This window comes from Variovorax sp. GW460-12-1-14-LB1 (genome assembly GCF_059423605.1).
Map to the genome: position 1 here is coordinate 34,368 of NZ_JBWKYF010000010.1, position 22,784 is coordinate 57,151.

Here is a 22,784-nt window from a genome sequence, read left to right on the forward strand (position 1 = left end):
GGCGCGTGCCTCAGGCCGAGCCGCTCGACACCGGCCTGGTGAGCGTCGACGTCGCCTTGGCGCCCAGCGTCATCTCGGTGATCCACGACACGAGCAGCGCGCCGTAGGCCTGGCGCGATTCCAGGCGCGACAGCGCGTGGTCGGCGCCGGACAAGGTGCGGTAGGTCGCCGAGCGCACGCGCTTGAAGGCGGCGAGGTAGTTCTCGATGACGGGGTGCGGCACGGTCTGGTCGTCTTCCGATTCGACGATGAGCACGTCGCCGGTGAAGGCCGCGCAGGCCGCGAGCGCGCGGTTGTCGTCGGGCCCGACGAGCGTGCGGCGGTAGGCCACGAGGTCGGAGCGGCTCAGCAGGCCCTTGGGCGTGTCCCACTCGCCGTCGCGGTACAGCGCGGGCGCGCGCAGCGCGAGCCAGCGCACGGGCCGCATCGCGCTGACGAGCGCGGCCAGGTAGCCGCCGTAGCTGCTGCCGACGATGGCGACGGCCGCGGGGTCGACGGTCGGGTGGCCCACCAGCGCGTCGTAGGCGGCGAGCACGTCGCGCAAGTTATCTTCGCGCGTCACCTGCTGGCGCAGCCCTTCATGGCGCGCATGGCCGCGCAGGTCGAAGGTCAGGCAGACGCAGCCGAGCGCGGCGATCTCCTGCGCGCGCTTGAGGTACTGCTCCTGGCTGCCGTCCCAGCCGTGCACCAGCAGCACGCCCGGCACCATGCTGGACGCAGCGAACAGCGTGCCCTCGATGTGATGGCCGTCCACGGGAATGTCGATGGAACTATGGCGTGTCGGCATGCGGGGTGGCGGTGGTCTCGATCACCGTGTATTTGGACAGCGGCCCGGTCTCGGGGTCGTTGCCCTGGTAGGCCACGATGGCGCCGGCGGGCACGCGGGCGGCCTCGCCGTACACCTCGAAGCAGGACGCGTGCACGCGCTGGCACGCCGGGTCCTGGTGGAAGGCTTCGAGCGCCGCGATCTCCGCGCCCGTGGCGCCACCGACGCGCCACGATTGCTCCAGCACGCCCGAGCGCCAGTCGCCCCGACCGTCGAGCCCTTGCGCCACGTCGTAGTTCACGCGCGAGGCGAAGAAGTCGGGGTAGCAGTCGATCACCGCGCGGTGGTAGCGCCGGGCCTGCTCGATCGCGCGGCGCAGCGGCGGCGGTGGATCGACGCGGGCCAGCAGCGCGTCGAAGTCGCCGCGCACCAGCAGCAGGTCGGAGCCGCCGTAGACCTCCTGCCCGGCGTTGTCGCGCGTGAGGCGCTGCTCGCCGCAGTAGCTGACGAGGCGCTGCGCCACGATCAGCTGCCCGACGCTGTAGGTCTGGGGTTGTTCCAGGTTGGTTTCGAGCACGAGGCCTTCGGTGGCGATCGCGCGGTCGTCCATCGCATCGAGACAGCGCTCGAGCGCATCGATGCCGTCGACCACCTGCTGGCCGCGCCCGCCGGTCGCCGTCACGGGCTTCAGGCGCACGCGGCCGATGTCGAGCAGCGCCCTCCCCGCAACGCGCGCCTCGTCCAGGCTGAAGCAGCTGAAGCCGGGCAAGGCGGCATCGCCGATCTCCACCGCGATCCGGGCCGACCAGCCCAGGGGCCGCACGGCGTCGGGGCCGATGAGCGGATGGCTGATCGCCTTGGTGGCGACGAAGGCATGCGGCACCACGCCGCCGAAGAGGTCGTCCACGCCGGCGATGCCCATGGCGCGCGCCTGGTGCGGGTCGGTGAGCGTGTCGCTCGGCACGAAGTAGAGCGGGTCCGGCCCCGGTTGGCTGGCGTCGTAGGCGCCCGCGAACGCCCAGCCCTGGAGCGCCGCCAGGCGCTGCGCAACGTTGGCGCGCGTGGCGTGCTCGTGTTCGCTGCAGTAGCCCTGCGGACGCACGTCCCAGGTGACGACGCGGCGCGTGGCCGGGCCGGTGGCGGTTTCCGGGGCCATGACGGTGTTCAGGCGCAGGTCCATCGGGGCCTCAGGCGTCGGCCTTCCTGTCCTCGGGCTTCTTGTCCTTGTCCGCATCGCCCGATGGCAGCTTGACCTTCGTGACGGTGACCGACACCGGGTCGCTCGCCGGAAAGGACTCTTCCACGCCGCTGTCGAGCGCTTCCTCGCTGGACGGCTGCTCGGTCGGCTTGGCGGGCTCGGCGGGTGGCTTGCCGTGGTTCTCGGACGTGGGAAACGGAAACTTCTCCGGCGGGTTCTTGTCCGGGCTCGCCGGCTTCGGGTCGGGGGTCTGCTTCGAAGTCATGGGGTCTCCTTGGTGCGATGCACACGGGCTCACATGGCTGCCTCCTCCGGGTTGGCGGCTGCAGTGCCTCCATGTTCTGCGGATCGCACGGCGCGCCGGTCGGAGGGCACAGCGCCTGCGCGTGGGACCCGTCTGGCACCCGCCTGCGCCTCGCCCCGCCTTCGCGCGCGCGTGCGGCCTTGGCCCACACGAAGACCGGACACCTGGCCGATGCGGCGCGGCCCGAATGCGGGCACACCAGAGGCCATGGCCCGTTCCGACACGCCCCTCGCAACCTACCAGGCGAAGCGCGACTTCGCCGTCACCGACGAACCCGCCGAAGGCGGCAAGGCCCGGCCGCACGCGCCCGCGTTCGTGATCCAGAAGCACGCGGCGCGGCGGCTGCACTACGACTTCCGGCTCGAACTCGACGGCGTGCTGGTGTCGTGGGCCGTGCCCAAGGGGCCGAGCCTCGACCCCGCGCACAAGCGCATGGCCGTGCATGTGGAAGACCACCCGCTCTCGTACGCCGGCTTCGAGGGCACGATTCCCGAGGGCCACTACGGCGCGGGCGAGGTCATCGTGTGGGACCACGGCACCTGGGAGCCCGTTGGCGATCCACGCAAGGGCCTGGCCGCGGGCAAGCTCGCGTTCCGGCTGCATGGCCAGAAGCTCGAAGGGCTGTGGGAACTCGTCAGGATCGCCAAGGGCGGCGAGCGGCAGGAGCCCTGGCTGCTGTTCAAGAAGCGCGATGCCTTTGCGCGCTCGCATGCCGAGTACGACGTGGTGTCCGCGCTGCCCGACAGCGTGGCCGGGGCGCGCAAGACCGCCAAGGCCAAGGCCCAAGCCTTGCCCGCAACGGGCGCGGTGAAGGCACGCCTGCCCGCCAGGCTTTCGCCGCAGCTCGCGACGCTCGCCGCCGGCGTGCCCGAAGGCGCGCCGGGCGACTGGATCTTCGAGATCAAGTTCGACGGCTACCGCCTCATGGCGCGCATCGGCAACGGCAAGGCACGCCTGCTCACGCGCGGCGGCCACGACTGGAGTGCGAAGCTGCCGAAGCTGGTGGCCGAGCTGGAGCGCCTGGGCATCGGCAACGCCTGGCTCGACGGCGAGATCGTCGTGCCCGACCAGAACGGCACGCCCGACTTCAACGCGCTGCAGAACGCACTCGACCGCGAACGCGCCGACCCCATCGTGATGTTCCTGTTCGACGTGCCCTTCTTCGAGGGCTTCGACCTGCGCCACACGCCGCTCGCCGAACGCCGCCGCCTGCTCAGGCAGCTGATGGATGCGCGCGCCACGCGCCGCCTGCGCTTCAGCAGCGACTTCGAGGCCGATGTCGACTCGATCCTGCAATCGGCCTGCCGCATGAACCTCGAAGGCGTGATCGCCAAGCGCGCTGACGCGCCGTATGTCTCGCGCCGCAGCGACACCTGGCTCAAGCTCAAGTGCATCCGGCGCCAGGAGTTCGTGGTGTGCGGCTACACGCTGCGCACCGACAGCCCGACGCGCATCGGCAGCCTGATGCTGGGCGTGCACGCGAAGAACGGCGAGCTCGTGTCGGTCGGCGGCGTCGGCACCGGCTGGAACGACCGCGAGGCGCGCGACATTCGCCGCCAGCTCGCCGCGCTGGACACCGACCACGCGCCGTTCACCGGCGGCGAGGCCAAGCCCGGCCGCCGCCGGCCGGGCGGCACGCGGCACTGGGTGAAGCCCAGGCTCGTGGCCGAGGTGCGCTTCGCCGCATGGACGCCGGACGGGCAGATCCGCCACGCGTCCTTCGTGGCGATGCGCGACGACAAGCCGGCGTCGGAGATCGTGCATGAAGAGCCCCGCGACATCGCACCTGCCCCTCGCGAAAAAGGCACGAAGGCCATGAAGACCTCATCGAAGAAATCCGCCTCCACCGTCGGCGGCGTCGCCGTGAGCCACGGCGAGCGCGTGATCGATGCGGCTTCGGGCCGCACCAAGCTCGACCTCGTGCGCTACTACGAATCGGTGGCCGACGACATGCTGCCGCACCTGAAGGGCCGCCCCTGCGCGCTGGTGCGCGGGCCGCAGGGCGTGGGCGGCGAGATCTTCTTCCAGAAGCATGCCGAGAAGGTCCACATCGGCGGCGTGAAGCAGCTCGACCCGGCCCTGTGGCCCGGTCACCCGTCGATGCTCGAGGTCGGCACGCGCGAGGCCTTGCTGAACGCGGCGCAGTTCAACGTGATCGAGTTCCACACCTCGAACGCGACCTCGACGCACTTCGACCGGCCCAACCGCATGATCTTCGACCTCGACCCGGGCGAAGGCACGCCGTGGGCGCATGTGCAGGAAGCCGCGCTGCTGATGCGCACGCTGCTCACCGAACTGGGCCTGGCCTCATGGCTCAAGACCAGCGGCGGCAAGGGCCTGCACGTGGTCGTGCCGCTGCGCATGCACTACGACAACGACACGGTGAAAGCCTTCTCGCGCGCCATCGTGCAGCACATGGCGCAGGTGATCCCCTCGAAGTTCGTGGCCAAGAGCGGGCCGTCGAACCGCGTCGGCAAGCTCTTTGCCGACTACCTGCGCAACGGCGTGGGCGCGACCACGGTGGCGGCCTACTCGGCGCGGGCGCGGCCGGGCATGGGCGTGTCGATGCCGGTGAGTTGGGACGATCTCGGCAGCCTGCAAAGTGGCGCGCACTGGACCATCGCCACCGCGCGCGAGCACCTGTCGTTCCAGTCCGAAGACCCCTGGGCCGATTACTGGACCACTCGCCAGCCGCTGGGCGAGGCGATGAAGCGGCTCGGCTTCAAGAAATAACCAAGGAGACACACCATGGCCACGAGAACCCTCTGGAAAGGCGCCATCACCTTCGGGCTGGTCCACATCCCCGTGGGCCTGCACACCGCCAGCACCGAACAGGGCATCGACTTCGACTGGCTCGACAAGCGCAGCATGGACCCCGTGGGCTACAAGCGCATCAACAAGCGCACGGGCAAGGAGATCGCGCGCGAGCAGATCGTGAAGGGCTTCGAGTACGAAGACGGCAAGTACGTCGTGATCTCGCCCAAGGAGATCGAGGCCGTCTACCCGCGCACCACGCAGACCATCGAGATCCAGCGCTTTCTCGACGTGGGCGAGATTCCCTTCGTGTACCTGGAGCGCCCCTACTACCTCGCGCCGATCAACAAGGGCCAGAAGGTCTACGCACTGCTGCGCGAGGTGCTGGTGAAAACCGGCAAGGTCGGCCTGGCCAAGGTGGTGATCGCGACCAAGCAGCACCTGGCACTGCTGATTCCCTTCGGCAAGGTGCTGGTGCTCAACCTGCTGCGCTGGGGCGACGAGATCAAGGACACCGACGGGCTCGACCTGCCCGCCGCCGGCATCAAGGGCGCGAAACTGTCGGCCGCCGAGATGAAGATGGCCGAGCAGCTGGTCGGCGACATGTCGGGTCCGTGGAACCCCGACGAATTCAAGGACGAGTTCAAGCACGCCGTGATGAAGATCGTCGAGAAGAAGGTCAAGGCAGGCGACACGGAGACGGTCGTGCAGCCGGAAGAAGAAGCACCTGAGGGCGGCGCCGAGGTGATCGACCTGACCGAGCTGCTCGCGCGCAGCCTGCGCAGCGGCAAGCGCACGCCGCCTGCGGCGAAGAAGCGTGCGGCGAAATCGACGGCTTCTGCACGCAAGACCGCGCACAAGCCTGCGGCCGCCAAGCGTGCGAAGAGCGTGGCCCGCAAGGCGGCTTGACTAGCGCCGCGGCGCTTTCGCGGCCCCCGGCAGCGCCGCCACGCGCTGCGCCAGGAAGTCGACCAGCACCTGCACGCGCAGCGGCAACTGCCGGCGCGGCGCATAGAGCAGGTGCAGCTCCTGCGCCGGCCCCGTGTGCCGCGCGAGCACGCGCACCAGCCGCCCCTGCGCCAGCAGGTCCGCGACCATCCACGTGGGTTGCAGCGACACGCCCGCGCCCGCCAGCACGCTGTCGAGCAACGCCACGGCGTTGTTGACGCGGTAGCGGCTGCGCACCGGCACGGTCACCGCGCCGTCCGGGCCCGTGAGCAGCACGCCGTCGTCGCCCGCCGCGTAGCGCAGGTAGTCGTGCACCAGCAGGTCCTGCGGCGTGCGCGGCTTGCCGCGTGCGGCCACGTAGTCCGGCGAGGCGACGAGCACGCGCGGCCAGCTGCCGAGGTGGCGCGCGACGAGGTCGGGCGGCAGCGCGCCGCCGACGCGCAGCGAGACGTCGATGCGCTCCTCGCGCGGATCGACGAAGCGATCGTCGAGCACCAGCTCCAGTTCGATGTCGGGGTACAGCCGCAGGAACTCGACCGCCATCGCGTTGAGGTGCCGCTGCCCCAGCGTGACCGGCGCACTCAGGCGCAGCAGGCCGCGCGGCTGCTGCACCTGCGCACGCGCGTCGGCCACGGCGTCGCCGTAGTCCTCGAGCATGCGGCGCGCGCGTTCGTGAAAGCGCTGGCCCTCCTCCGTGAGGCTCAGGCCCGTGGCCGCGCGCCGCAGCAGCCGCACGCCCAGCGACCGCTCCAGCCCGGCGACCAGCTTGCTCACGGTGGGCTGCGTGGTGTCGAGCGCGCGGGCCGCGCCCGAGAGGCTGCCGAGTTCGACGCTGTGCACGAAGGCGGAGAGTGCGCGAAGGGTGTCCATGGGGTCATTCGAATCGGGAATGCGATGCATGCCATTTTGCCTTCTACCCCTCGCGATTCGAATGGAAGAAAGTTCGTCCATCGACACTTCTTTCACCTGAGGACATTCACATGACCGCTTCGCGACTCACCTCCCTCCTGCGCCAGGGCGCGCTCGCCCTTTCCCTCGCAGCTGCCGCCGGCGCTTCCACGGCAGCGCCCACCCACTGGAGCCCCAGCTGGATGGCCGCCACCCAGCCGCTGTGGGACGAGAGCTTCGTGCTGCCCCTGGGCATTCCCGCCCGCTTCAAGCGGCAGACGCTGCGCCAGGTGGCGCGCCTGAGCATCGGCGGCACGCGGCTGCGCGTGGTGATCAGCAACGAAGGCGGCACCACGCCGCTGCACATCGGCGCGGCGCGCGTGGCCCGCCATGCGAGCGGCTCGGCGGTCGTCGAAGGCAGCGACCGCGTGCTGCGCTTCGGCGGCCGCAGCGACGTGACGCTGCCGCCCGGCGCGCGCCTCGTGAGCGACCCGGTCGACCTGCCGCTGCCCGCGCTGAGCGAGGTGGCCGTGTCGCTGTACCTGCCGGAGTCCAGCCAGCCCGCGGGCTTTCACTTCGATGCGCGGCAGACGCTGTACATCGCCGACGGCGACCTGAGCGCCACTGCGCGACTGCCGGCCGCCGCCACATCGTGGAGCACGCGCGTCTACGTGAGCGGCCTGATCGTCGAGACGCCGCAAGCGCCCGTCACCGTCGTCGCGCTGGGCGACTCGATCACCGATGGCAACGGTTCCACGCCCGGCGCCCACACACGCTGGCCCGACGCGCTGGCCGAACGGCTCGCGCCGCGCGGCGTGGGCGTGCTCAACGCCGGCATCTCGGGCGGCCGGCTGCTGAAGGACGGCATGGGCCGCGCGGCGCTCGAACGCGCGGGCCGCGACGTGTTCGCGCAGCCCGGCGTGCGCGCGATGGTCGTGCTGCTGGGCACCAACGACATCGGCTGGCCCGGCGGCCCCTTTGCGCCGCAGGAACCCGCGGTGCGCGCCGAGGCCGTGATCCAGGGCTTTCGCCAGCTGATCGAGATGGCCCATGCCCACAACGTGCGCATCATGGGCGCGACGATTCCGCCCAACGAACGCGCGCTCGAAGGCACGCCGCTGGCCGGCCACCACTCGCCCGAGAAAGACAAGGTGCGCCAGGCCATCAACCGCTGGATCCGCGAAGGCGGCGCCTTCGACGCGGTGGTCGATGTCGACGCCCTGCTGCGCGACCCGGCCCGGCCGACGCGGCTGAAAGCCGCCATGGATTCGGGCGACCACCTGCATCCCGGCGACGCCGGCTACCGGGCGATGGCGGCGGCCATCGACCTCGACGCCCTGCTCGGCAACGATCTTCGATAGACTGCAAATATACTGTACATAAATACAGTCTTTTCTCTAGAATGGCTCGTCTCCAAGAACAACATTCGAGGCGACGCCATGACCACCGCCAACCCGCCTGCGCCCTCGGCGCAGGTGCTCTTTTTTTCCTCGCGACAGCATCCGTTGCAGTCGCGTCCGCGCACCACCGGCAAGACAGGCCGGATTTCGAACTGGCCCTTCCGCGTGACGCGGGAGCACGGCCACGACGACAGCAACGAACAGGATGACATCCGCGTTCAGGCGGCGCGCGTCATCCGGACGACGGCCGCGCACTGGTGGCCGCCGGAGCCCTGAACCGCCTTTTCATCCTTCTTCCCCCGGAGAACTGCAATGGACGACTTCCACCGTGGCGATGCGTTTGCGAACGGGCCCGAACCCGACTGGGACTCCCCCGCTTTCGAGAGGCAACGCCACCTTCTCATCGCGCTGTTTCCCGAGCCCGAGGTGCAAGCGGCGATCGAAGCGCACCGCAAGGAATGGATCTGGCCCAAGGGCCACTACTTTCCTCGCAGCCCGCGACTGCACCTGACGCTCCACTGCTTCGGCGACCAGCCCAAGGAGGTCGAGAAACGCCTGCGTGAAGCGCTCGCCCAGGTTCGGGTGCGGCCCATGAGCCTCGTGCTGGACAGCTCGCGCACATGGCGCAACGACATCGCGGTGCTGCAGCCCGCCGAGCACGGCGCCTTGCGCACCCTGCATGCGGACATCGGGCGTGCCGTCCAGAAGGCGGGCATCGTCACGGAAACGCCGACGTTCACACCGCACATCACCATCGCCCGCCGCACCGAGGGCGCGGCCTACCCGATGCGCCTGCCACCGATCCCGTGGCACGTGCGGAAATTCCTGCTCGTGCGCTCCTTCACTTCGCATCCCGTCGAACACAAGGTGCTGGCGACCTACGAGGCCGACGAAGAAGACAAAGAAGACGCCGTCTGACAACGGCGGGCCGGCTTTCGTGGCCTTATCGGGTGAGACAATTTTCGGCGCCCATCGAACCCACGCCACGCCCGCCGCATGCTGACACCACCCGATATCGCCCCCGACGCCGTTCAAGCGCGCCTTGCCGAAACCTACGGCCTGCAGGCGACACGCACCGAATTCCTGCCGCTGGGCGCCGACGTCGATTCGGCCGCATTCCGCATCGAGGCATCGGACGGCCAGGCGTACTTCCTCAAGCTGCGCCGAGGCGGCTTCACACCCGCCGTGGTCGACGTGCCGGCCGTGCTGCATCACACCTTTGAAATCGACGCCGTGATGGCCCCGCTGCTCACGCGCACGCGGCGGCTCAGCGTGCAGGACCATGGCTTCGACTGGGCGCTCTATCCGTTCTTCGACGGCACCGACGGCTTCACGCGCACGCCGACCGACCGGCAATGGACCTTGCTCGGCACCACACTGAGCGCCATCCACCGCACCGAGCTGCCCGAATCGCTGTTGGCAGGCCTGCCGCGCGAAGGCTATTCGCACCACTGGCGCGAAGGCGTGCGCCGCTACCAGCGCCGCTTCATCAACGGCGTGGCGGGCGACGATCTGGTGAAGCGCTTCCTCGCCTTCTGGGACGCACACGACGAAGAGATCGATTCGATCGTCTACCGCAGCGAACAGCTCGCTTCGATCCTGCTCGAGAAGTCGCTGCCGCAGGTGCTGTGCCATGCCGACCTGCATGCAGGCAACGTGCTGCTGGGCGACGACGACCGCCTGTGCATCGTCGACTGGGACACGCTGATCCTCGCGCCGAAGGAGCGCGACCTGATGTTCATCGGCGGCGGGGTCGGCGGCGTGTGGAACCAGCCGCGCGAAGAAGCGCTGTTCTTCCAGGGCTACGGCACGAACGAGGCGGTCGACACGCTCGCCCTCGCCTACTACCGCCACGAACGCATCGTGCGCGACCTGCTCGAGTTCTGCGACCAGATGTTCGACCCGCAGGCCAGCCGTGAAGACCGCGAGGAAGGCCTGCGTCAGATGGCGAGCCAGTTCGATCCGGGCAACGTGGTCGCCGTCGCGCACCGCGACTACGACGCGATCACCTGAAGCACCTGAAGGGCGCGGGTCAGATCAGCAGGTCTTGCGCGTCGTCCTCGAAGCCCGCCACGGGCTGCGCCTTGGCCAGCGCCAGCCACACCGAAAAAGGAATGCGCTCGAAGGCGCGGTGCACCGCGGCGCGCGCCACCACGAGGCGCTCGCCCTCGAGCACCATCACGCCGCATTCGGCCGGAATCTCGTCGGGCGACGCGATGCAGCGGCCCTTGGCGTCGTTGCCCAGCACGTACCAGCACTCGCCGCCCAGGTCGAGATAAGCCGCGCGCTTGTCGGGCTTGCGCAGGTCGCCCAGCAGGTCGGCGCGGCTGACTTTCACCTCGTGCACGATGGGATGCGCATAGGCCTCGACGCTGGTGTTGCGGATCGAGAAGACATCGGGCCGCGCCATGCACCAGCGCGGCTTGCCGCCCTCCTCCAGCGGCGGCAGGCGCGCGCGCAGGCCCAGCCCGCGCCAGGCGATGCGGCCGCCGCGCGTCATCTCGCGCGCCACGCGCTCCACCAGCGCCTCGTGCGGCGACAACGCCGCGCGGTTGACCGTGAGCGTGGTGGCAATGCGCGCAATGCCCGCGTCGGTCACGCGCAGCGTCTCGTGGCCCAGCGCGCTGCGCACGCGCTCGAGAAAACCGCCCGCGAGCAGTTCGACCTCGATGGTGTCGCAGCAGGGCCAGCCGGCCGAGCGGTAGATCTCGCGCAGCCGCCGTGCGTGCGGCTTGCCGAAGGGCACGGCCGTCTGCAGGGGCGGCGGGTCGGTCACCGGCGGCGGAAAATCGGGGTCCGTCACCGGGGGCACGACCGGCGGCGGATCGCCTTCGGGCGGCAGCACGGGCGGCGGCGGTGGCGGCATGGGCACATCGGGCGCGGGCGGCGGCGGGCCGATCGGCGTGGCGACGACCTCATCGGCAAGGGCAAATCCGGCGGTTGCGGCGAGTGCGGACATGGGAGGAACAGGTTAGCGAAAAGTGAGGGGCGGCGCGAGGCATGGAACGATCGGTTGCATTCGCAATGCCTCAGTGGAAGTCACGGCTGGTGTTGCTCTGTGCCAGCCGGCCCAGCAGCGGCGTGAGGTCCTTGAAGCCGGTGGCGATCAGGTGCTGCACCTTGCCGCCGCTGTCGTCGTCGCGCTGCCAGGTGCCCTGCACCGCGAGCAGATGCGACTTGAGCAGCGGCTCGCGCCAGGCCTCGATGACGTGGCTCCAGACGATCACGTTGACGTTGCCGGTCTCGTCTTCCAGCGTGACGAAGATGGTGCCGTTGGCGGTGCCGGGCCGCTGCCGGCCCTTGACGATGCCGCAGGCGCGCACGGTCTGGCCGCTGCGCGCGGCGCGCAACTCCACCGCGCTCAGGAGCCGCATGTGCGCCAGGCGCGGGCGCAGCAGCGCGAGCGGATGGCGGCGCAGCGTGAGGCCCAGCGCCGCGTAGTCGCCGACGATTTCCTCGCCCTCGGGCGCGGCCGGCAGGAGCAGCGCCTGTTCGTGGATCGGCACGCCCTTGAGCAGGGCCGACGAGCGGTGCTGCGCGGTGGCGTCCCACACCTGCTGGCGCCGATGGCCCGAGAGCGACATCAGCGCATCGGCCGCCGCGAGCGCGGCCATGTCCTTGCCTTCGAGTTCGGCGCGCAAAGCCAGATCTTCGGTGCTGGTGAAAGGCGCTTGCGCGCGCGCTGCGAGCAAACGCCTGGCGCCGGCTTCGCTGAGGCTCAGGACCCGATTCAGGCCCAGCCGCACCGCCGGCTGGTTCTCGTTGCCCAGGCGCTCGGCGTAGCGCGTGTCGGTGCCTGGCGGCATGCGCGGCGCATCGGGTGCGCGGGCCTCGAGCGTGGTGTCGATCTCGCTGCATGTGACGTCGACCGGCCGCACCTCGACCCCATGGCGGCGCGCGTCCTGCACCAGTTGCGAAGGGCTGTAGAAGCCCATCGGTTGCGAGTCGAGCAAGGCGGCGAGGAAGCAGGCGGGCTCGTAGTTCTTGAGCCAGCTGCTCACGGTGACCAGCAGCGCGAAGCTCGCGGCGTGGCTTTCGGGGAAGCCGTAGTCGCCGAAGCCGAGGATCTGCTTGAAGATGGCTTCGGCGAACTCCTTCGGGTACTTGTTGTCCACCATCCCATCCACGAGCTTCGCGTGAAACTTGTCGAGGCCGCCCTTGCGCTTCCACGCGGCCATGGCACGACGCAACTGATCGGCTTCGTCTGCGCTGAACTTCGCCGCGATCATGGCGATCTGCATCACCTGCTCCTGGAAGATCGGAATGCCCAGCGTGCGTTCCAGCGCCGGCTTCAGTTCCTCTTTTTCGTAGAGGATCGGCAAGCCCTTGCGCACCCGCTCACGCTGCTTGAGATACGGATGCACCATGCCACCTTGAATGGGCCCGGGCCGCACGATCGCCACCTCGATCACCAGGTCCTCATACGTCTGCGGCTTCAGACGCGGCAGCATCGACATCTGCGCCCGGCTCTCGATCTGGAACACGCCGATGGTGTCGGCGTCGCAGATCATGTCGAACACCTTCGGGTCGTCGTTGGGGATGTGATGCATCTCCACCGTCGAGTTGCGCCAGCGGTTCATGTGGTCGAGCCCGCGGCGGATGGCGCTGAGCATGCCCAGCGCGAGCACGTCGACCTTGAGCATGCCCATGGCTTCGAGGTCGTCCTTTTCCCACTGGATGACGGAGCGATTCACCATCGACGCCTTCTCGACCGGCACCAGCCGCGTGAGCTTGGTGTGCGTGAGCACGAAGCCGCCCACGTGCTGGCTCAGGTGGCGCGGAAAGCCCTTGAGCCGCTGCGTCATCTCGATCCACTGGACCAGCTTGAGCCGGTCTTCCTTCACGCCGACGCGCGCGGCGGCCTTGTCGAGCTGTTCGCCGAGTGCGGTGTCGTCGAACCAGTAGTGGTCCTTGGCGAATTCGTCGACCAATCGCTCGTCGATGCCGATGGCCTTGCCGACGTCGCGCAAGGCACTGCGCGAGCGGTAGCAGATGACGACGGCAGCGATGGCGGCGCGCTCGCGGCCGTACTTTTCGTAGATGTACTGGATGACGAGTTCGCGTTTTTGATGCTCGAAGTCGACGTCGATGTCGGGTGGCTCCTTGCGATGGCGGCTCAGGAAGCGCTCGAACAGCAGGTGGCCTTTGTCGGGGTTGATCGCGGTGATACCGAGGCAGTAGCAGACCGCCGAGTTGGCCGACGAACCGCGGCCCTGGCAAAGGATGTCTTGAGAGCGTGCGAAGCGCACGATGTCTTCCACCGTGAGGAAGAACATCTCGTATTCGAGCTCGGTGATCAGGTCGAGCTCTTTCTGGACCTGTGTGCGCACCTTCTCGGGAATGCCGTCGGGGTAGCGCACCCGCGCGCCCTCCCACGTCTTGCGTACCAGCGTCTGCGCCGCCGTCTCGCTGCTGCCCACGGTCTCCAGCGGGTATTTGTAGGTCTCGCGGATCACCTCGGGATCGAAGCGGCACCGCTGCGCCACCGCCAGCGTGTTCGCCAGCATCGCGGGCAGGTACAGCTCGGCCAGCCGCACCCGCTGGCGCAGGTGCCGCTCGGCGTTCGACTGCAGCGCGAAGCCGCACTCGGCCACCGTGCGGCCTTCGCGCACCGCCGTGAGCACGTCGTGCAGCGGCTTGCGGCCGCGCGCATGCATGTGCACGTCGCCGGCCGCGACCAGCGGCACGCCGGCCTGCTCGCCCGCCTGCATCAGCGTGACGAGCCAGAGGTCGTCGTCGAGTTCGTTGAACAGTTCCACGGCCAGCCAGAGGTTGTCGCCGTACAGCGCCTTGGCGGCGGCCAGGTCGTCCTGCACGGTGGCCGCATCCGGCATGCCGCCCGGGGGGCGGTGCGGCACGAAGAGGACCTGGCAGCGCTGCAGCGAGGCGACGTCGCTCGTGTCCCAGTCGACGCGGTACTCGCCCTTGGGCAGTTCGGTGTTGCGCGCGGCGGTGATGAACTCGCAGAGGTTGCCCCAGCCTTCGGTGTCGTTCGCGATCACCACGAGCTTGAAGCGCTCGAAGCGGAATTCGCTGCCGAACAGCAGCCGGAATTCGGGGTGGCGCGGGATCAGCGCTTCGTCCGGGTGCTCGCGCTCATAGGTGTCCAGCTTGGCGGGCAGGTCGCGCAACGCGACATGCGCGCGCACGATGCCGGCCACCGAGCATTCGTCGGTGATGGCCAGCGCCGCATAGTCGAGGTGGTAGGCGCGCTCGACCACTTCCTCGGGCGTCGAAGCGCCGCGCTGGAAGCTGAAGTTCGTGAGGCAGTGCAGCTCGGCATAGCCGGGCAGGCCCGGCGCCGGGCGCAGCCGCTGCGGCAGCACATGCACCTTGGCGGGCTGGCGCTTGCGTTCTTCCTTGCCGCTCAGGTCAGGCATAGAACCCCTGCAGGTACCAGCGCACCTCGCCCGACGAAAAGCGCGTGGCGGGCCGCTCGCGAAAGATCCACACCAGGCCGGCCTCGGGGCTTTCGGCCACGTAGTAGTCGCGCATCGCGGGCTGGCCGCCGTCTTCTTCACCGCCCCACCAGCCGGCCTCCACGCGCTGCGGTCCGACCAGCTTGCGCAGCGGCCCGCAGTAGCACGGGCGCTCGCCGTCCATCTCGAGCCGCAAGGGCTCGGGCAGCAGCCAGGGCGGGTAGATCGCATCGGGCTGCGAGGCGGCGTCCTTGCGGGCCTTGTCGGGTACCGGCGTTTTCTCTTTCTGCAGCGCGGGCCGCCACCGCTGCTGGCGCTCGGGCCGGTGGTCGGCCTGCGCGAGCGGCACCACCACCTGGTCGGCGCCGAGCCGCACGCTGAGCCGTTCGACCATCTCGTGCAGCTTGTCGCCCTTGCGGTTGTCTTCCGGCAGGAAGCTGGTGCTGGCGCCGGCCAGCGGATCGGTTTCGAGCGTGCGCAGCTTCAGCCAGCTCGCGGGCGCGGCCAGCGTGGTGAGCGCGAGTTTTTCGGACAGCAGGCGGCGCAGGTGCGCCATGTCCTGCGTGGGCTCTGCCGTGCGCACGGTGAGCTGCTGGTGCGGCGGCAGGGTCACGCCGTTGAGGCGCCGCAGGTCGAGCGTCCATTGCAGCTCGAGCGCACGCGCGCCGCGCTGGCGGGCGCGCAGCCAGATCTGCAGCGCCGACAGCAGGCGGTTGGCCGACCACATGAGCTCGGGCCCGGTCTCGGCCAGCGCGGGCAGTTCGAGCTTCTGCTCGAACACGTCGGGCAGCGTGAGCCAGGCGTGGGTTTCGGGGCGCAGGCCCCAGGCGATGTCGAGCGCCTCGCGCAGCCCGGTGCCGAAGCGCCGCGTGAGGCCGCCACGCGGCAAGGCGGCCACATCGCCCCAGGTGCGGCAGCCCAGGCGCGCGAGCAGGTCGAGGTGGCCCTGCGCGGCCGTCAGCGTGTCCAGCGGCAGGCCGGCCGGCACGTCGGCGGGCCGGTGCTCGTTGCGCGCGAACAGGCGCAGCCGCGCCAGCGCGATCAGGCTGGTGGCGCCCTGCGCGCCGCGCATGCGCGCGTCGGGCGCGGGGTTGAGGGCCAGCAGCTGGCGCATCAGCGGCGCGCGACCGCCCCACAGGCGTTCGCAGGCCGAGACCTCGAGCATCAGCGCCTCGTCCTGCCAGGCGACGTGCGGCGTGAACTGCAGCGCCCACCAGCCCTGGGCCTCGGGCGGGGGCATGTCGGGGGCGTCGGCGTCCTCGGTTTCAGACGACCACTGCAAGGCGATCCAGTGCATCCGGGCCTCCTTTCCATGCGTCGATGCGCACCACCGTGGCCGACGGCGCGGCGGCCGGCGCCACGGGCGGCTGCAGGCGCAGCTGGCGTCGCACGCGGGCGGCGGCCAGCAGCGCGCTCATGCGGGCGTTGCGCGCCGGCACCCGCACCGGCGCGGCCAGCGGCGGCCCCCGGCGCTTGAGCAGGTGCAGCGCGATCTGCGCCGGATCGTCCGGGCAGCGCTCGGCGCGCAGGCGCAAGCGCGCGGGCGAGGCCGACAGCGCCACCGACTCGGGCCGGCACACGAACAGCAGCACCTCGTGCTGCGCGGCGGCCAGCTGCAGCCGCCGCAACTCACCCACGCGGGCCTGCGGCAGCCAGGCGACGACGGCGGCGATCTCGGCGCAGCGCAGCGCCTGCTCGCAGGCCCACAGCCGCGCGGCCGGGGCGTCGCTGCGCACGCACATCAGCGCCTCCACCGGCAAGCCCTGCGCCGCCAGCGCGGTGCCGCAGGGTTCGTAAGGCGCGCCGACCAGCACCACCGGCCCGCCGCGCGCCTCCACGGCCTGCGCCAGCGCGGGCAGCAGCAGGCGCCAGACATGGGCCTCGGGCGTGGCCTGCAGCAGCTCCGTCATCGCGCCCACGGGCCAGCCGCCGCCGGGCAACTCGGCGTCGAGCGCGGCATGCCCGGTGGCCACGACCTGCGCGTCGGCCAGGCCGAGTTCGTCGGCGTGCCAGACGCCGCGGCCCGCAGCGGTGGAAAAGGAGTCGAGGAAAGGGAGGCCCATGATTGCAGTTGTTAACTGTATTTTTATACAGTATTCCCCAGGTCGCAACCAGCGATCGATTTACCTGCGAAGGCCCGCGCCTTAAGATCGGTTTATTAACAATTAGTGACCATGAGACACAAAATGATTCACCTGCGGTTTCTGGCCCTCGCCGCGCTCGTCTTCGCAGGGGTGCCCGCCTCGGCGCAGCCCGCCAAGCCGCTCCTGATCGGCCAGACCTACGTGCAGACCGGCCCGCTCGCGTCGCTGTCGACCGAGCCGCTGGTGGGCATCCGTGCCATGTTCACCGCGCTGAACGCGAGCGGCGGCGTCAACGGCCGGCCGGTCGAGCTGCGCCAGCTCGACGACGCCTACGACCCCGCCAAGGGCGCGGAGAACGTCAAGACCTTCGCGCGCGACGGCGCCATCGGCGTGCTGATGCCCATCGGCACCTCGTCGGCGGTCGGCGCGCTGAAGGCGGCCAACGAGCTGAAGATTCCCGTCGTTGGCCCGTACACGGGCGCGGGCCCGGTGGTGAAGTTCAGCGAGTTCGGCTTTCCGGTGCGCATCAGCTTCGACGAGGAATACAGCCGCATCGTGAACCACCTGTTCACCATCGGCCTGTCGCGCATCGCCTTCGCGCACAACGACAACCCCGGCGCGCGCTCGGCGATGGAGAGCACGCAGAAGTTCATTGCCGAACGCGGCGACAAGATGGTCGGCAGCGTGGCCATCAAGAACGACGGCTCCGACGCGGCCGAACGCGCCGCCGAGCTGGCCAAGCTCAAGCCCAAGGCCGTGGTGCTGTCGGCCACCAACGACGTGGCGGCGAAGTTCATCGCGGCCTACCGCGCGGCCGGCGGCGAGACGGCCTTCTATTCGTTCTCGTTCCTGAATGGGCAGAAGCTCTTCCAGGACATCAAGAAGGACGCGGCCGGCGTGGTCATCTCGCAGGTCGTGCCCTACCCGTGGAACAGCGCGATGCCCGTCATCGCCGAGTACCAGGCGGCGATGAAGAAGATCGGCATGACCGAGTTCAGCTACGCGAGCCTGGAGGGCTACGTCACCGCCAAGGTCATGGTCGAAGGCCTGAAGCGCGCGGGCACCAACCCGACGCCCGAGTCGCTGCAGAAGGGCCTGGAGTCGTTCAAGACGCTGGACCTCGGCGGCATCGCCGTGTCGTACCGGCCCGGCGAGCACCGCGGGCTGACCTTCTCGGAACTGTCGATGCTCAAGGCCGACGGGCGCTACCTGCGCTGAGGCTGAACCGCTTCAGCCCAGGAAGCGCAGCAGCTGCGCGTTGACCTCGTCGGCGCGTTCGTACTGCACCCAGTGCCCCGCGCCGTCGATCACCACGCCTTCGCGGCCGGGGCCTTCGCTGGCCAATTGCGCCACCAGCGGACGCGAGTCGGCGGTGACGTCGAACTCGCCCCACAGCAGCAGCGTGGGCACACCCAGCGTGTCGATCGCGGCCTGCAGCCCGCCCGAGAGCGACACCTCCTTGCTGCGAAAGCGCGTGCCGTGGCACGAGAGGTCGTGGATCTCGAAGGCCAGCGGGTCGATGGCGGCCGGCGCGTGCAGCATCAGCGCGCCCAGGTTGTGCATGAGCGCGGCGCGCTCGGTCTCGCGGTCGGGGGCGGCGCGCCAGTTGATCATCTCGACCGTCATGCGGCGCAAGGTGCCGTGGCCGCCGCTGCCCATCAGCGCCAGCCGGCGGATCGCGCCGCGCCGCACCGCGAAGCGCGCGGCGGTGAGCCCGCCGAACGAGAAGCCGCCCAGGTCGATGGGCGTGTTAGCGCCGATGAGCGCATCGAGCGTGCCGCCGAGCGCGGCCAGGAGCGGCACCAGCGCGTCTTCGCCGGGCGCCACGCGCGGCAGCGCGTCGGAATCATGAAAGCCGGGCATGTCGGGCAGGAGCAGCGTGCGCTGCGCCGACAGCGCCTCGGCGTTGCGCAGCCAGTGCATCCAGCTGCCGTGGCCGCCGTGCAGCAGCACGATGGGCGGCTGCGTCGTGTCGGTGCCGAAGCGGCGCCAGCGCACGCGAATGCCGTCGTGCACCGGGTCGTGCGAGGTGGACAGGGCTTCGATGCGGGCAATCTGGCGCCGGGCTTCGGCGGATTCGTCGGGGGTGGGAAGAGCGGGCGTGGGCATGGCTTCATTCTGCCGCGCGGCCCGCGTGCCTCATCCGCTCACCCGCGTGAGGGCCGCGCCCGGCGCCGGTTGAGCTGCAGGTTGCGCGCGTCGAACACTTCCACCACCTGGTCGCGGAACTGCTTCATCAGGAGCGAGAAGTAGGCGTTGCGCCGCCAGAACAACCCGATTTCCAATGCCCAGACCGGCGCGGGCGACGGCAGCGCGGCCAGCCCCGTGCCCATGGAGGAACCGAGCGAGTCCGAGGTCATGACCGTCAGCAGGTTGGTGCTGCGCACCAACGGCGCAAAGACCGCGGGCGAGGCGTCCGACTGGAGAAAGGCGGTCGGCCCGTCGATGCCTGCGTCGCGGAACATCGACTCGACCCAGGCACGCAGCGTGATGCTCGACGGCGGCAGCACCCAGGGCTGCGCGGCCATGTCGTGCAGCGTGAACGCGCGCCGGTGAAAGGGATGCCCGTTGCGCGCAATCACGTACGACTCCTGCTCGCCGAGCACGGTGCAGGACAGCGCCGCGGGCACCTCGCGGTTGACGGCGGCAATCGCAAAGTCGAGCGCACCCGCTTCCAGTTGCTGCAGCAGCACGCCGCTGAGCTGCACCTGCGTTTCGAAGCGCACGTCCTTGCCGGTGCCGAGGAAGGCCGCGAACACGGGCGTCATTACCGACTCGACGATGGCGGGCACGGTGCCGATGCGCAGCTTGCCGGACTGCCCGAGCTTCATGTCCTGCACTTCGGTGCGCATGTCGTCCACGAGCTGTTCCAGGCCCAGGTTGCGCGCATAGAGCGCCTGCCCGATGGCCGTGAGCGCCACGCCGCGCGCGGTGCGCTCGAACAGGCGCACGCCCAAGGCCGTTTCTAGCCGCTGGATCGACTTGGACAGCGCCGGCTGCGTCACGCCCAGCGCATCGGCGGCGTGGTGCAGGTTGCCGCGCTCGGCGGCCACGCGGAATGAATGAAGGTCCTTGAGCTGCATGCTGACGGCCGGTCGCCCGATTCCATTCGGTTATCGCAAAACTCCATGGTACGGCTAGGCAGGCATCGATGCGATTTCCATAATGAACCGCACCCGGCAAGCGCCAGCGTCATCAGTGAGACCGGGCACCCTTGGAGACAACCGACATGCAGAAGAAAAAGACCCGCCGCGCGCACGTGGCGGCGCGCCTCCTCACGGCCATGGCCCTCGCGCTGACCGGCGCCGCAGCGATAGCGCAGACCGCCTACCCGAACCGCCCGATCCGCGTGGTCGTGCCCTACCCCGCCGGCGGCAACACCGACATCATTGCGCGCGACGTGATGCGCGACCTGTCGGTGCGGCTCGGCCAGCCCGTGGTGATCGACAACAAGCCCGGCGCCAACAGCATCCTGGGCACCGACCTCGTGGCCAAGGCCGCGCCCGACGGCTACACGCTGCTGGTCGTGATCGGCGCCTACGCCAACAACGAATCGCTGTACCGCCGCCTGCCCTACCGCGCCACCGACCTGGCGCCGGTCTCGCAGCTGACGCGCACCTCGCTCGTGCTCGTCACGGCGAGCCCCGGCGTGCGCAGCATGGACGACCTGGTGCGCGCCGGCCGCGAAGGCAGCCCGCCACTGAGCTTTGCCAGCAGCGGCGTGGGCTCGGCGGCGCACCTGCTCGGCGAGCGCTTTGCGCGCACCACCGGCATGAAGGGCACGATGCACGTGCCGTACAAGGGCACCGCCGACGCGACCACCGACCTCGTCAGTCACCGCGTCGGCTTCATGTTCGACGCCATCTCGGCGATGGGGCCGCACATCCGCCAGGGCAAGCTCACAGCGCTGGCGGTCACAGGGCAGGAGCGCTCGCCGCTGCTGCCGCAGGTGCCCAGTCTCAAGGAACTCGGCCACCCCGAACTCACGGCCTACGCGTGGGCCGGCGTGATGGCCCCGGCGCAGACGCCCGCGGCGATCGTCGACAGGCTCTCGAGCGAACTCGCCGCCGTGCTCAAGGGCGCCGAGCTGCGCACCAAGCTCGCCGCCATCAGCACCGAGGCGGTCGGCGGCACGCCGGCCGAACTGGCGGCGTTCATCGCGCGCGAAACGCAGGTCAACGGCGACGTGATCCGCCAGCTGAACCTCTCGCTGGACTGACGCCATGGACCCGAACAACAAGCACAAGACCGTGAAGATCGGCGGCGCCTGCGCCTTCATCGGCGACAGCATCCTCGGCCCGCGCCAGCTCGTCGACGTGCCGGGTATGCAGTACCTCGTGTTCGACTACCTCGCGGAGATGACGCTGTCGAGCTTCGCCCAGGCGCGCAAGACCGACCCCGCGCAAGGCTACGCGACGGACTTCATCGACGTCACCTTGCGCGAGATCCTGCCGGCGTGCGCGCGCCGCGGCATCCGGCTGGTCGCCAATGCGGGCGGGCTGAACCCGCGCGGCTGCGCGGCGCGCATCGAGGCGCTCGCGCGCACGCTGGGCTGCCCTCTGAAGGTGGCGTTCGTCGAGGGCGACGACTGCCTGTCGCTGCTGCCCACGCTCGAAGCCGAGGACACGCGCGATTTCTATTCGGGCACGCCGATGCCCACCGGCATCGACAGCGCCAACGTGTACCTGGGCGCCCTGCCCATCGCACGCGCGCTGGCCCTGGGCGCGGACATCGTGGTCACCGGACGCATCGTCGACAGCGCCACCACACTGGGCGTGCTGATGCACGAATTCGACTGGTCGGCCGACGACCACGACCGCCTGGCGTCCGGCTCTCTGGCCGGCCACATCCTGGAGTGCGGCGCGCAGGCCACGGGCGGCATCTTCACCGACTGGGCCGAGGTGCCCGACTGGGAAAACATCGGCTACCCGTACGTGGAATGCACGGCCGACGGCGGCTTCGTCGTCACCAAGCCCGAGGGCACCGGCGGCCTCGTGACGCCGGCCACGGTGAGCGAGCAGATCCTCTACGAAGTGGGCGACCCGGCCCGCTACGTGCTGCCGGACGTGGTCTGCGATTTCACCCAGGTCACGGCCGTCGCAGTCGGGCCGCACCGCGTGCGCGTGGAAGGCGCGCGTGGCCTGCCGCCGCCGCCGACCTACAAGCTGTCGGCCACTTACCAGCAAGGCTACCGCTGCATCGCGCAGGTGTCGGTGTTCGGCGCCGATGCGCTGGACAAGGCGCGGCGCACGGGCCACGCACTGCTGGGCCGCGTGCAAGGCATGCTGCGCGCGCAAGGCCTGGGCAATTTCGACAAGACGCTGGTCGGCGTGATCGGTGCCGAGGACAGCTACGGCCCGCACGCCACCGCATCGGGATTGCGCGAAGCCGTGGCCCGCGTGGCGGTGACGCATCGCGACAAGGCGGCGCTCGAACTCTTCTCGCGCGAGGCGCGTGCACCGGGCGTGTCGTTCGCGCCGGGGTCCACCAGCGGCAGCGCGCTGACGCTGAACAGCCGCGCCGCCGTGGAGCCGCGCTACCGGTTGTTCTCCTGCCTGGTCCGCAAGGACCGGCTGCCCGCGCCGCGCGTGGTGATCGGCGAGCACGAAGAACGCGTGGAGATTCCCTGCCGGGACGCCGTGCTCCCCGAAACGCTGGGCATCAAGGCCGGCCCGACGGCGATGCTGCCGTCAGCTGATAGCGGCGCCACGGTCCCGCTGATCACGCTGGCCTATGGCCGCTCGGGCGACAAGGGCGACACGTCGAACATCGCGATCATTGCGCGCCGCCCCGAAGACCTCCCGCTGCTGCACCGCGAGCTGACGCCGGAACGCGTGCGCGCCTATCTCGGCCACCTGGTGCACGGCGAAGTCACGCGCTACGACGTGCCGGGCCTGCATGCGCTCAACTTCCTGATGACGCAGGCGCTGGACGGCGGCGGGCCGACCTCGCTGCGGCCCGACCCGATGGGCAAGGGCATGGCGCAGCTGCTGCTGGGCATGCCCGTGGCCGCGCGGTAAGGC

Annotated in this window: 19 protein-coding genes; 9 read left to right on the forward strand and 10 right to left on the reverse strand. The window is 70.0% G+C overall.

The genetic code is table 11. The features are described 5' to 3' along the window. Positions 1-10: 10 nt before the first annotated feature. The 3 genes from AC07Y4_RS07495 to AC07Y4_RS07505 are packed head-to-tail and all read right to left on the reverse strand — an operon-like array spanning position 11 to position 2,229. Complete coding sequence (locus AC07Y4_RS07495) at positions 11-787, reverse strand: alpha/beta hydrolase family protein (RefSeq protein ID WP_354347656.1); 777 nt, start codon at positions 785-787, stop codon at positions 11-13. Continuing rightward, complete coding sequence (locus AC07Y4_RS07500) at positions 771-1,946, reverse strand: DUF3182 family protein (protein WP_487847189.1); 1,176 nt, start codon at positions 1,944-1,946, stop codon at positions 771-773. The genes AC07Y4_RS07495 and AC07Y4_RS07500 overlap by 17 nt, the downstream gene beginning before the upstream one ends. 7 nt (positions 1,947-1,953) lie before the next feature. Next, positions 1,954-2,229, reverse strand: a complete 276-nt coding sequence (locus AC07Y4_RS07505; protein ID WP_487847190.1) for a hypothetical protein — start codon at positions 2,227-2,229, stop codon at positions 1,954-1,956. A 246-nt stretch (positions 2,230-2,475) separates the two neighbouring features. Between AC07Y4_RS07505 and ligD the strand changes: the two genes are divergently transcribed. Beyond that, complete coding sequence (gene ligD, locus AC07Y4_RS07510; RefSeq protein ID WP_487847191.1) at positions 2,476-5,001, forward strand: DNA ligase D; 2,526 nt, start codon at positions 2,476-2,478, stop codon at positions 4,999-5,001. A 15-nt stretch (positions 5,002-5,016) separates the two neighbouring features. Beyond that, entirely contained in the window at positions 5,017-5,931 is a 915-nt protein-coding gene (ku, locus tag AC07Y4_RS07515; protein WP_487847192.1) for a non-homologous end joining protein Ku, read from the forward strand. On the opposite strand, the gene AC07Y4_RS07520 is transcribed toward ku, so the two are convergent. After that, a complete protein-coding gene (locus AC07Y4_RS07520) occupies positions 5,932-6,840 on the reverse strand; it encodes a LysR family transcriptional regulator (RefSeq protein ID WP_487847193.1) in 909 nt (302 codons plus the stop codon). A 110-nt stretch (positions 6,841-6,950) separates the two neighbouring features. On the opposite strand from AC07Y4_RS07520, the gene AC07Y4_RS07525 reads away from it, so the two are divergent. From AC07Y4_RS07525 to AC07Y4_RS07540, 4 genes are all read left to right on the forward strand, one after another. After that, the gene (locus tag AC07Y4_RS07525) at positions 6,951-8,219 is read left to right on the forward strand and encodes an SGNH/GDSL hydrolase family protein (RefSeq protein WP_487847194.1); all 1,269 of its coding nucleotides are present in this window, start codon (positions 6,951-6,953) and stop codon (positions 8,217-8,219) included. A gap of 78 nt (positions 8,220-8,297) precedes the next feature. Beyond that, positions 8,298-8,534 carry a hypothetical protein gene (locus tag AC07Y4_RS07530; RefSeq protein WP_095744954.1) on the forward strand — a complete coding sequence of 79 codons (237 nt, stop codon included), beginning with the start codon at positions 8,298-8,300 and terminating at the stop codon, positions 8,532-8,534. A 36-nt stretch (positions 8,535-8,570) separates the two neighbouring features. Beyond that, a complete protein-coding gene (gene thpR / locus AC07Y4_RS07535; RefSeq protein ID WP_487847195.1) occupies positions 8,571-9,176 on the forward strand; it encodes an RNA 2',3'-cyclic phosphodiesterase in 606 nt (201 codons plus the stop codon). Between the two features lie 78 nt (positions 9,177-9,254). After that, positions 9,255-10,271 (forward strand): phosphotransferase enzyme family protein, encoded by a 1,017-nt coding sequence (locus tag AC07Y4_RS07540; RefSeq protein ID WP_487847196.1) that lies wholly within the window; start codon positions 9,255-9,257, stop codon positions 10,269-10,271. 19 nt (positions 10,272-10,290) lie between these two features. Here the strand turns inward: AC07Y4_RS07540 and AC07Y4_RS07545 are convergent, their stop codons facing one another. The 4 genes from AC07Y4_RS07545 to imuA form a co-directional block, all read right to left on the reverse strand. Then, positions 10,291-11,217: a hypothetical protein gene (locus AC07Y4_RS07545; protein ID WP_487847197.1), complete on the reverse strand. Its 927-nt coding sequence runs from the start codon at positions 11,215-11,217 to the stop codon at positions 10,291-10,293. Between the two features lie 70 nt (positions 11,218-11,287). Further along, the gene (locus tag AC07Y4_RS07550) at positions 11,288-14,638 is read right to left on the reverse strand and encodes an error-prone DNA polymerase (RefSeq protein WP_487847198.1); all 3,351 of its coding nucleotides are present in this window, start codon (positions 14,636-14,638) and stop codon (positions 11,288-11,290) included. After that, complete coding sequence (locus AC07Y4_RS07555; RefSeq protein ID WP_487847199.1) at positions 14,631-15,974, reverse strand: Y-family DNA polymerase; 1,344 nt, start codon at positions 15,972-15,974, stop codon at positions 14,631-14,633. Before AC07Y4_RS07555 ends, AC07Y4_RS07550 begins: the two co-directional genes overlap by 8 nt. Continuing rightward, positions 15,943-16,740 (reverse strand): translesion DNA synthesis-associated protein ImuA, encoded by a 798-nt coding sequence (gene imuA / locus AC07Y4_RS07560; protein WP_095744948.1) that lies wholly within the window; start codon positions 16,738-16,740, stop codon positions 15,943-15,945. The genes AC07Y4_RS07555 and imuA overlap by 32 nt, the downstream gene beginning before the upstream one ends. A 123-nt stretch (positions 16,741-16,863) precedes the next feature. On the opposite strand from imuA, the gene AC07Y4_RS07565 reads away from it, so the two are divergent. After that, positions 16,864-17,979: an ABC transporter substrate-binding protein gene (locus AC07Y4_RS07565; protein ID WP_487847200.1), complete on the forward strand. Its 1,116-nt coding sequence runs from the start codon at positions 16,864-16,866 to the stop codon at positions 17,977-17,979. A 12-nt stretch (positions 17,980-17,991) separates the two neighbouring features. Here AC07Y4_RS07565 and AC07Y4_RS07570 read toward each other — a convergent pair whose 3' ends face one another. After that, a complete protein-coding gene (locus tag AC07Y4_RS07570) occupies positions 17,992-18,870 on the reverse strand; it encodes an alpha/beta fold hydrolase (protein WP_487847201.1) in 879 nt (292 codons plus the stop codon). 38 nt (positions 18,871-18,908) lie between these two features. After that, on the reverse strand, positions 18,909-19,844 hold the full coding sequence (locus AC07Y4_RS07575; protein WP_447743522.1) for a LysR family transcriptional regulator: 936 nt from the start codon (positions 19,842-19,844) through the stop codon (positions 18,909-18,911). Positions 19,845-19,990: 146 nt separating this feature from the next. Here AC07Y4_RS07575 and AC07Y4_RS07580 point away from each other — a divergent pair, with 146 nt between their 5' ends. Continuing rightward, on the forward strand, positions 19,991-20,980 hold the full coding sequence (locus AC07Y4_RS07580) for a Bug family tripartite tricarboxylate transporter substrate binding protein (protein WP_487847202.1): 990 nt from the start codon (positions 19,991-19,993) through the stop codon (positions 20,978-20,980). Between the two features lie 4 nt (positions 20,981-20,984). Beyond that, positions 20,985-22,781: an acyclic terpene utilization AtuA family protein gene (locus tag AC07Y4_RS07585; protein WP_447743519.1), complete on the forward strand. Its 1,797-nt coding sequence runs from the start codon at positions 20,985-20,987 to the stop codon at positions 22,779-22,781. Positions 22,782-22,784 lie beyond the last annotated feature (3 nt).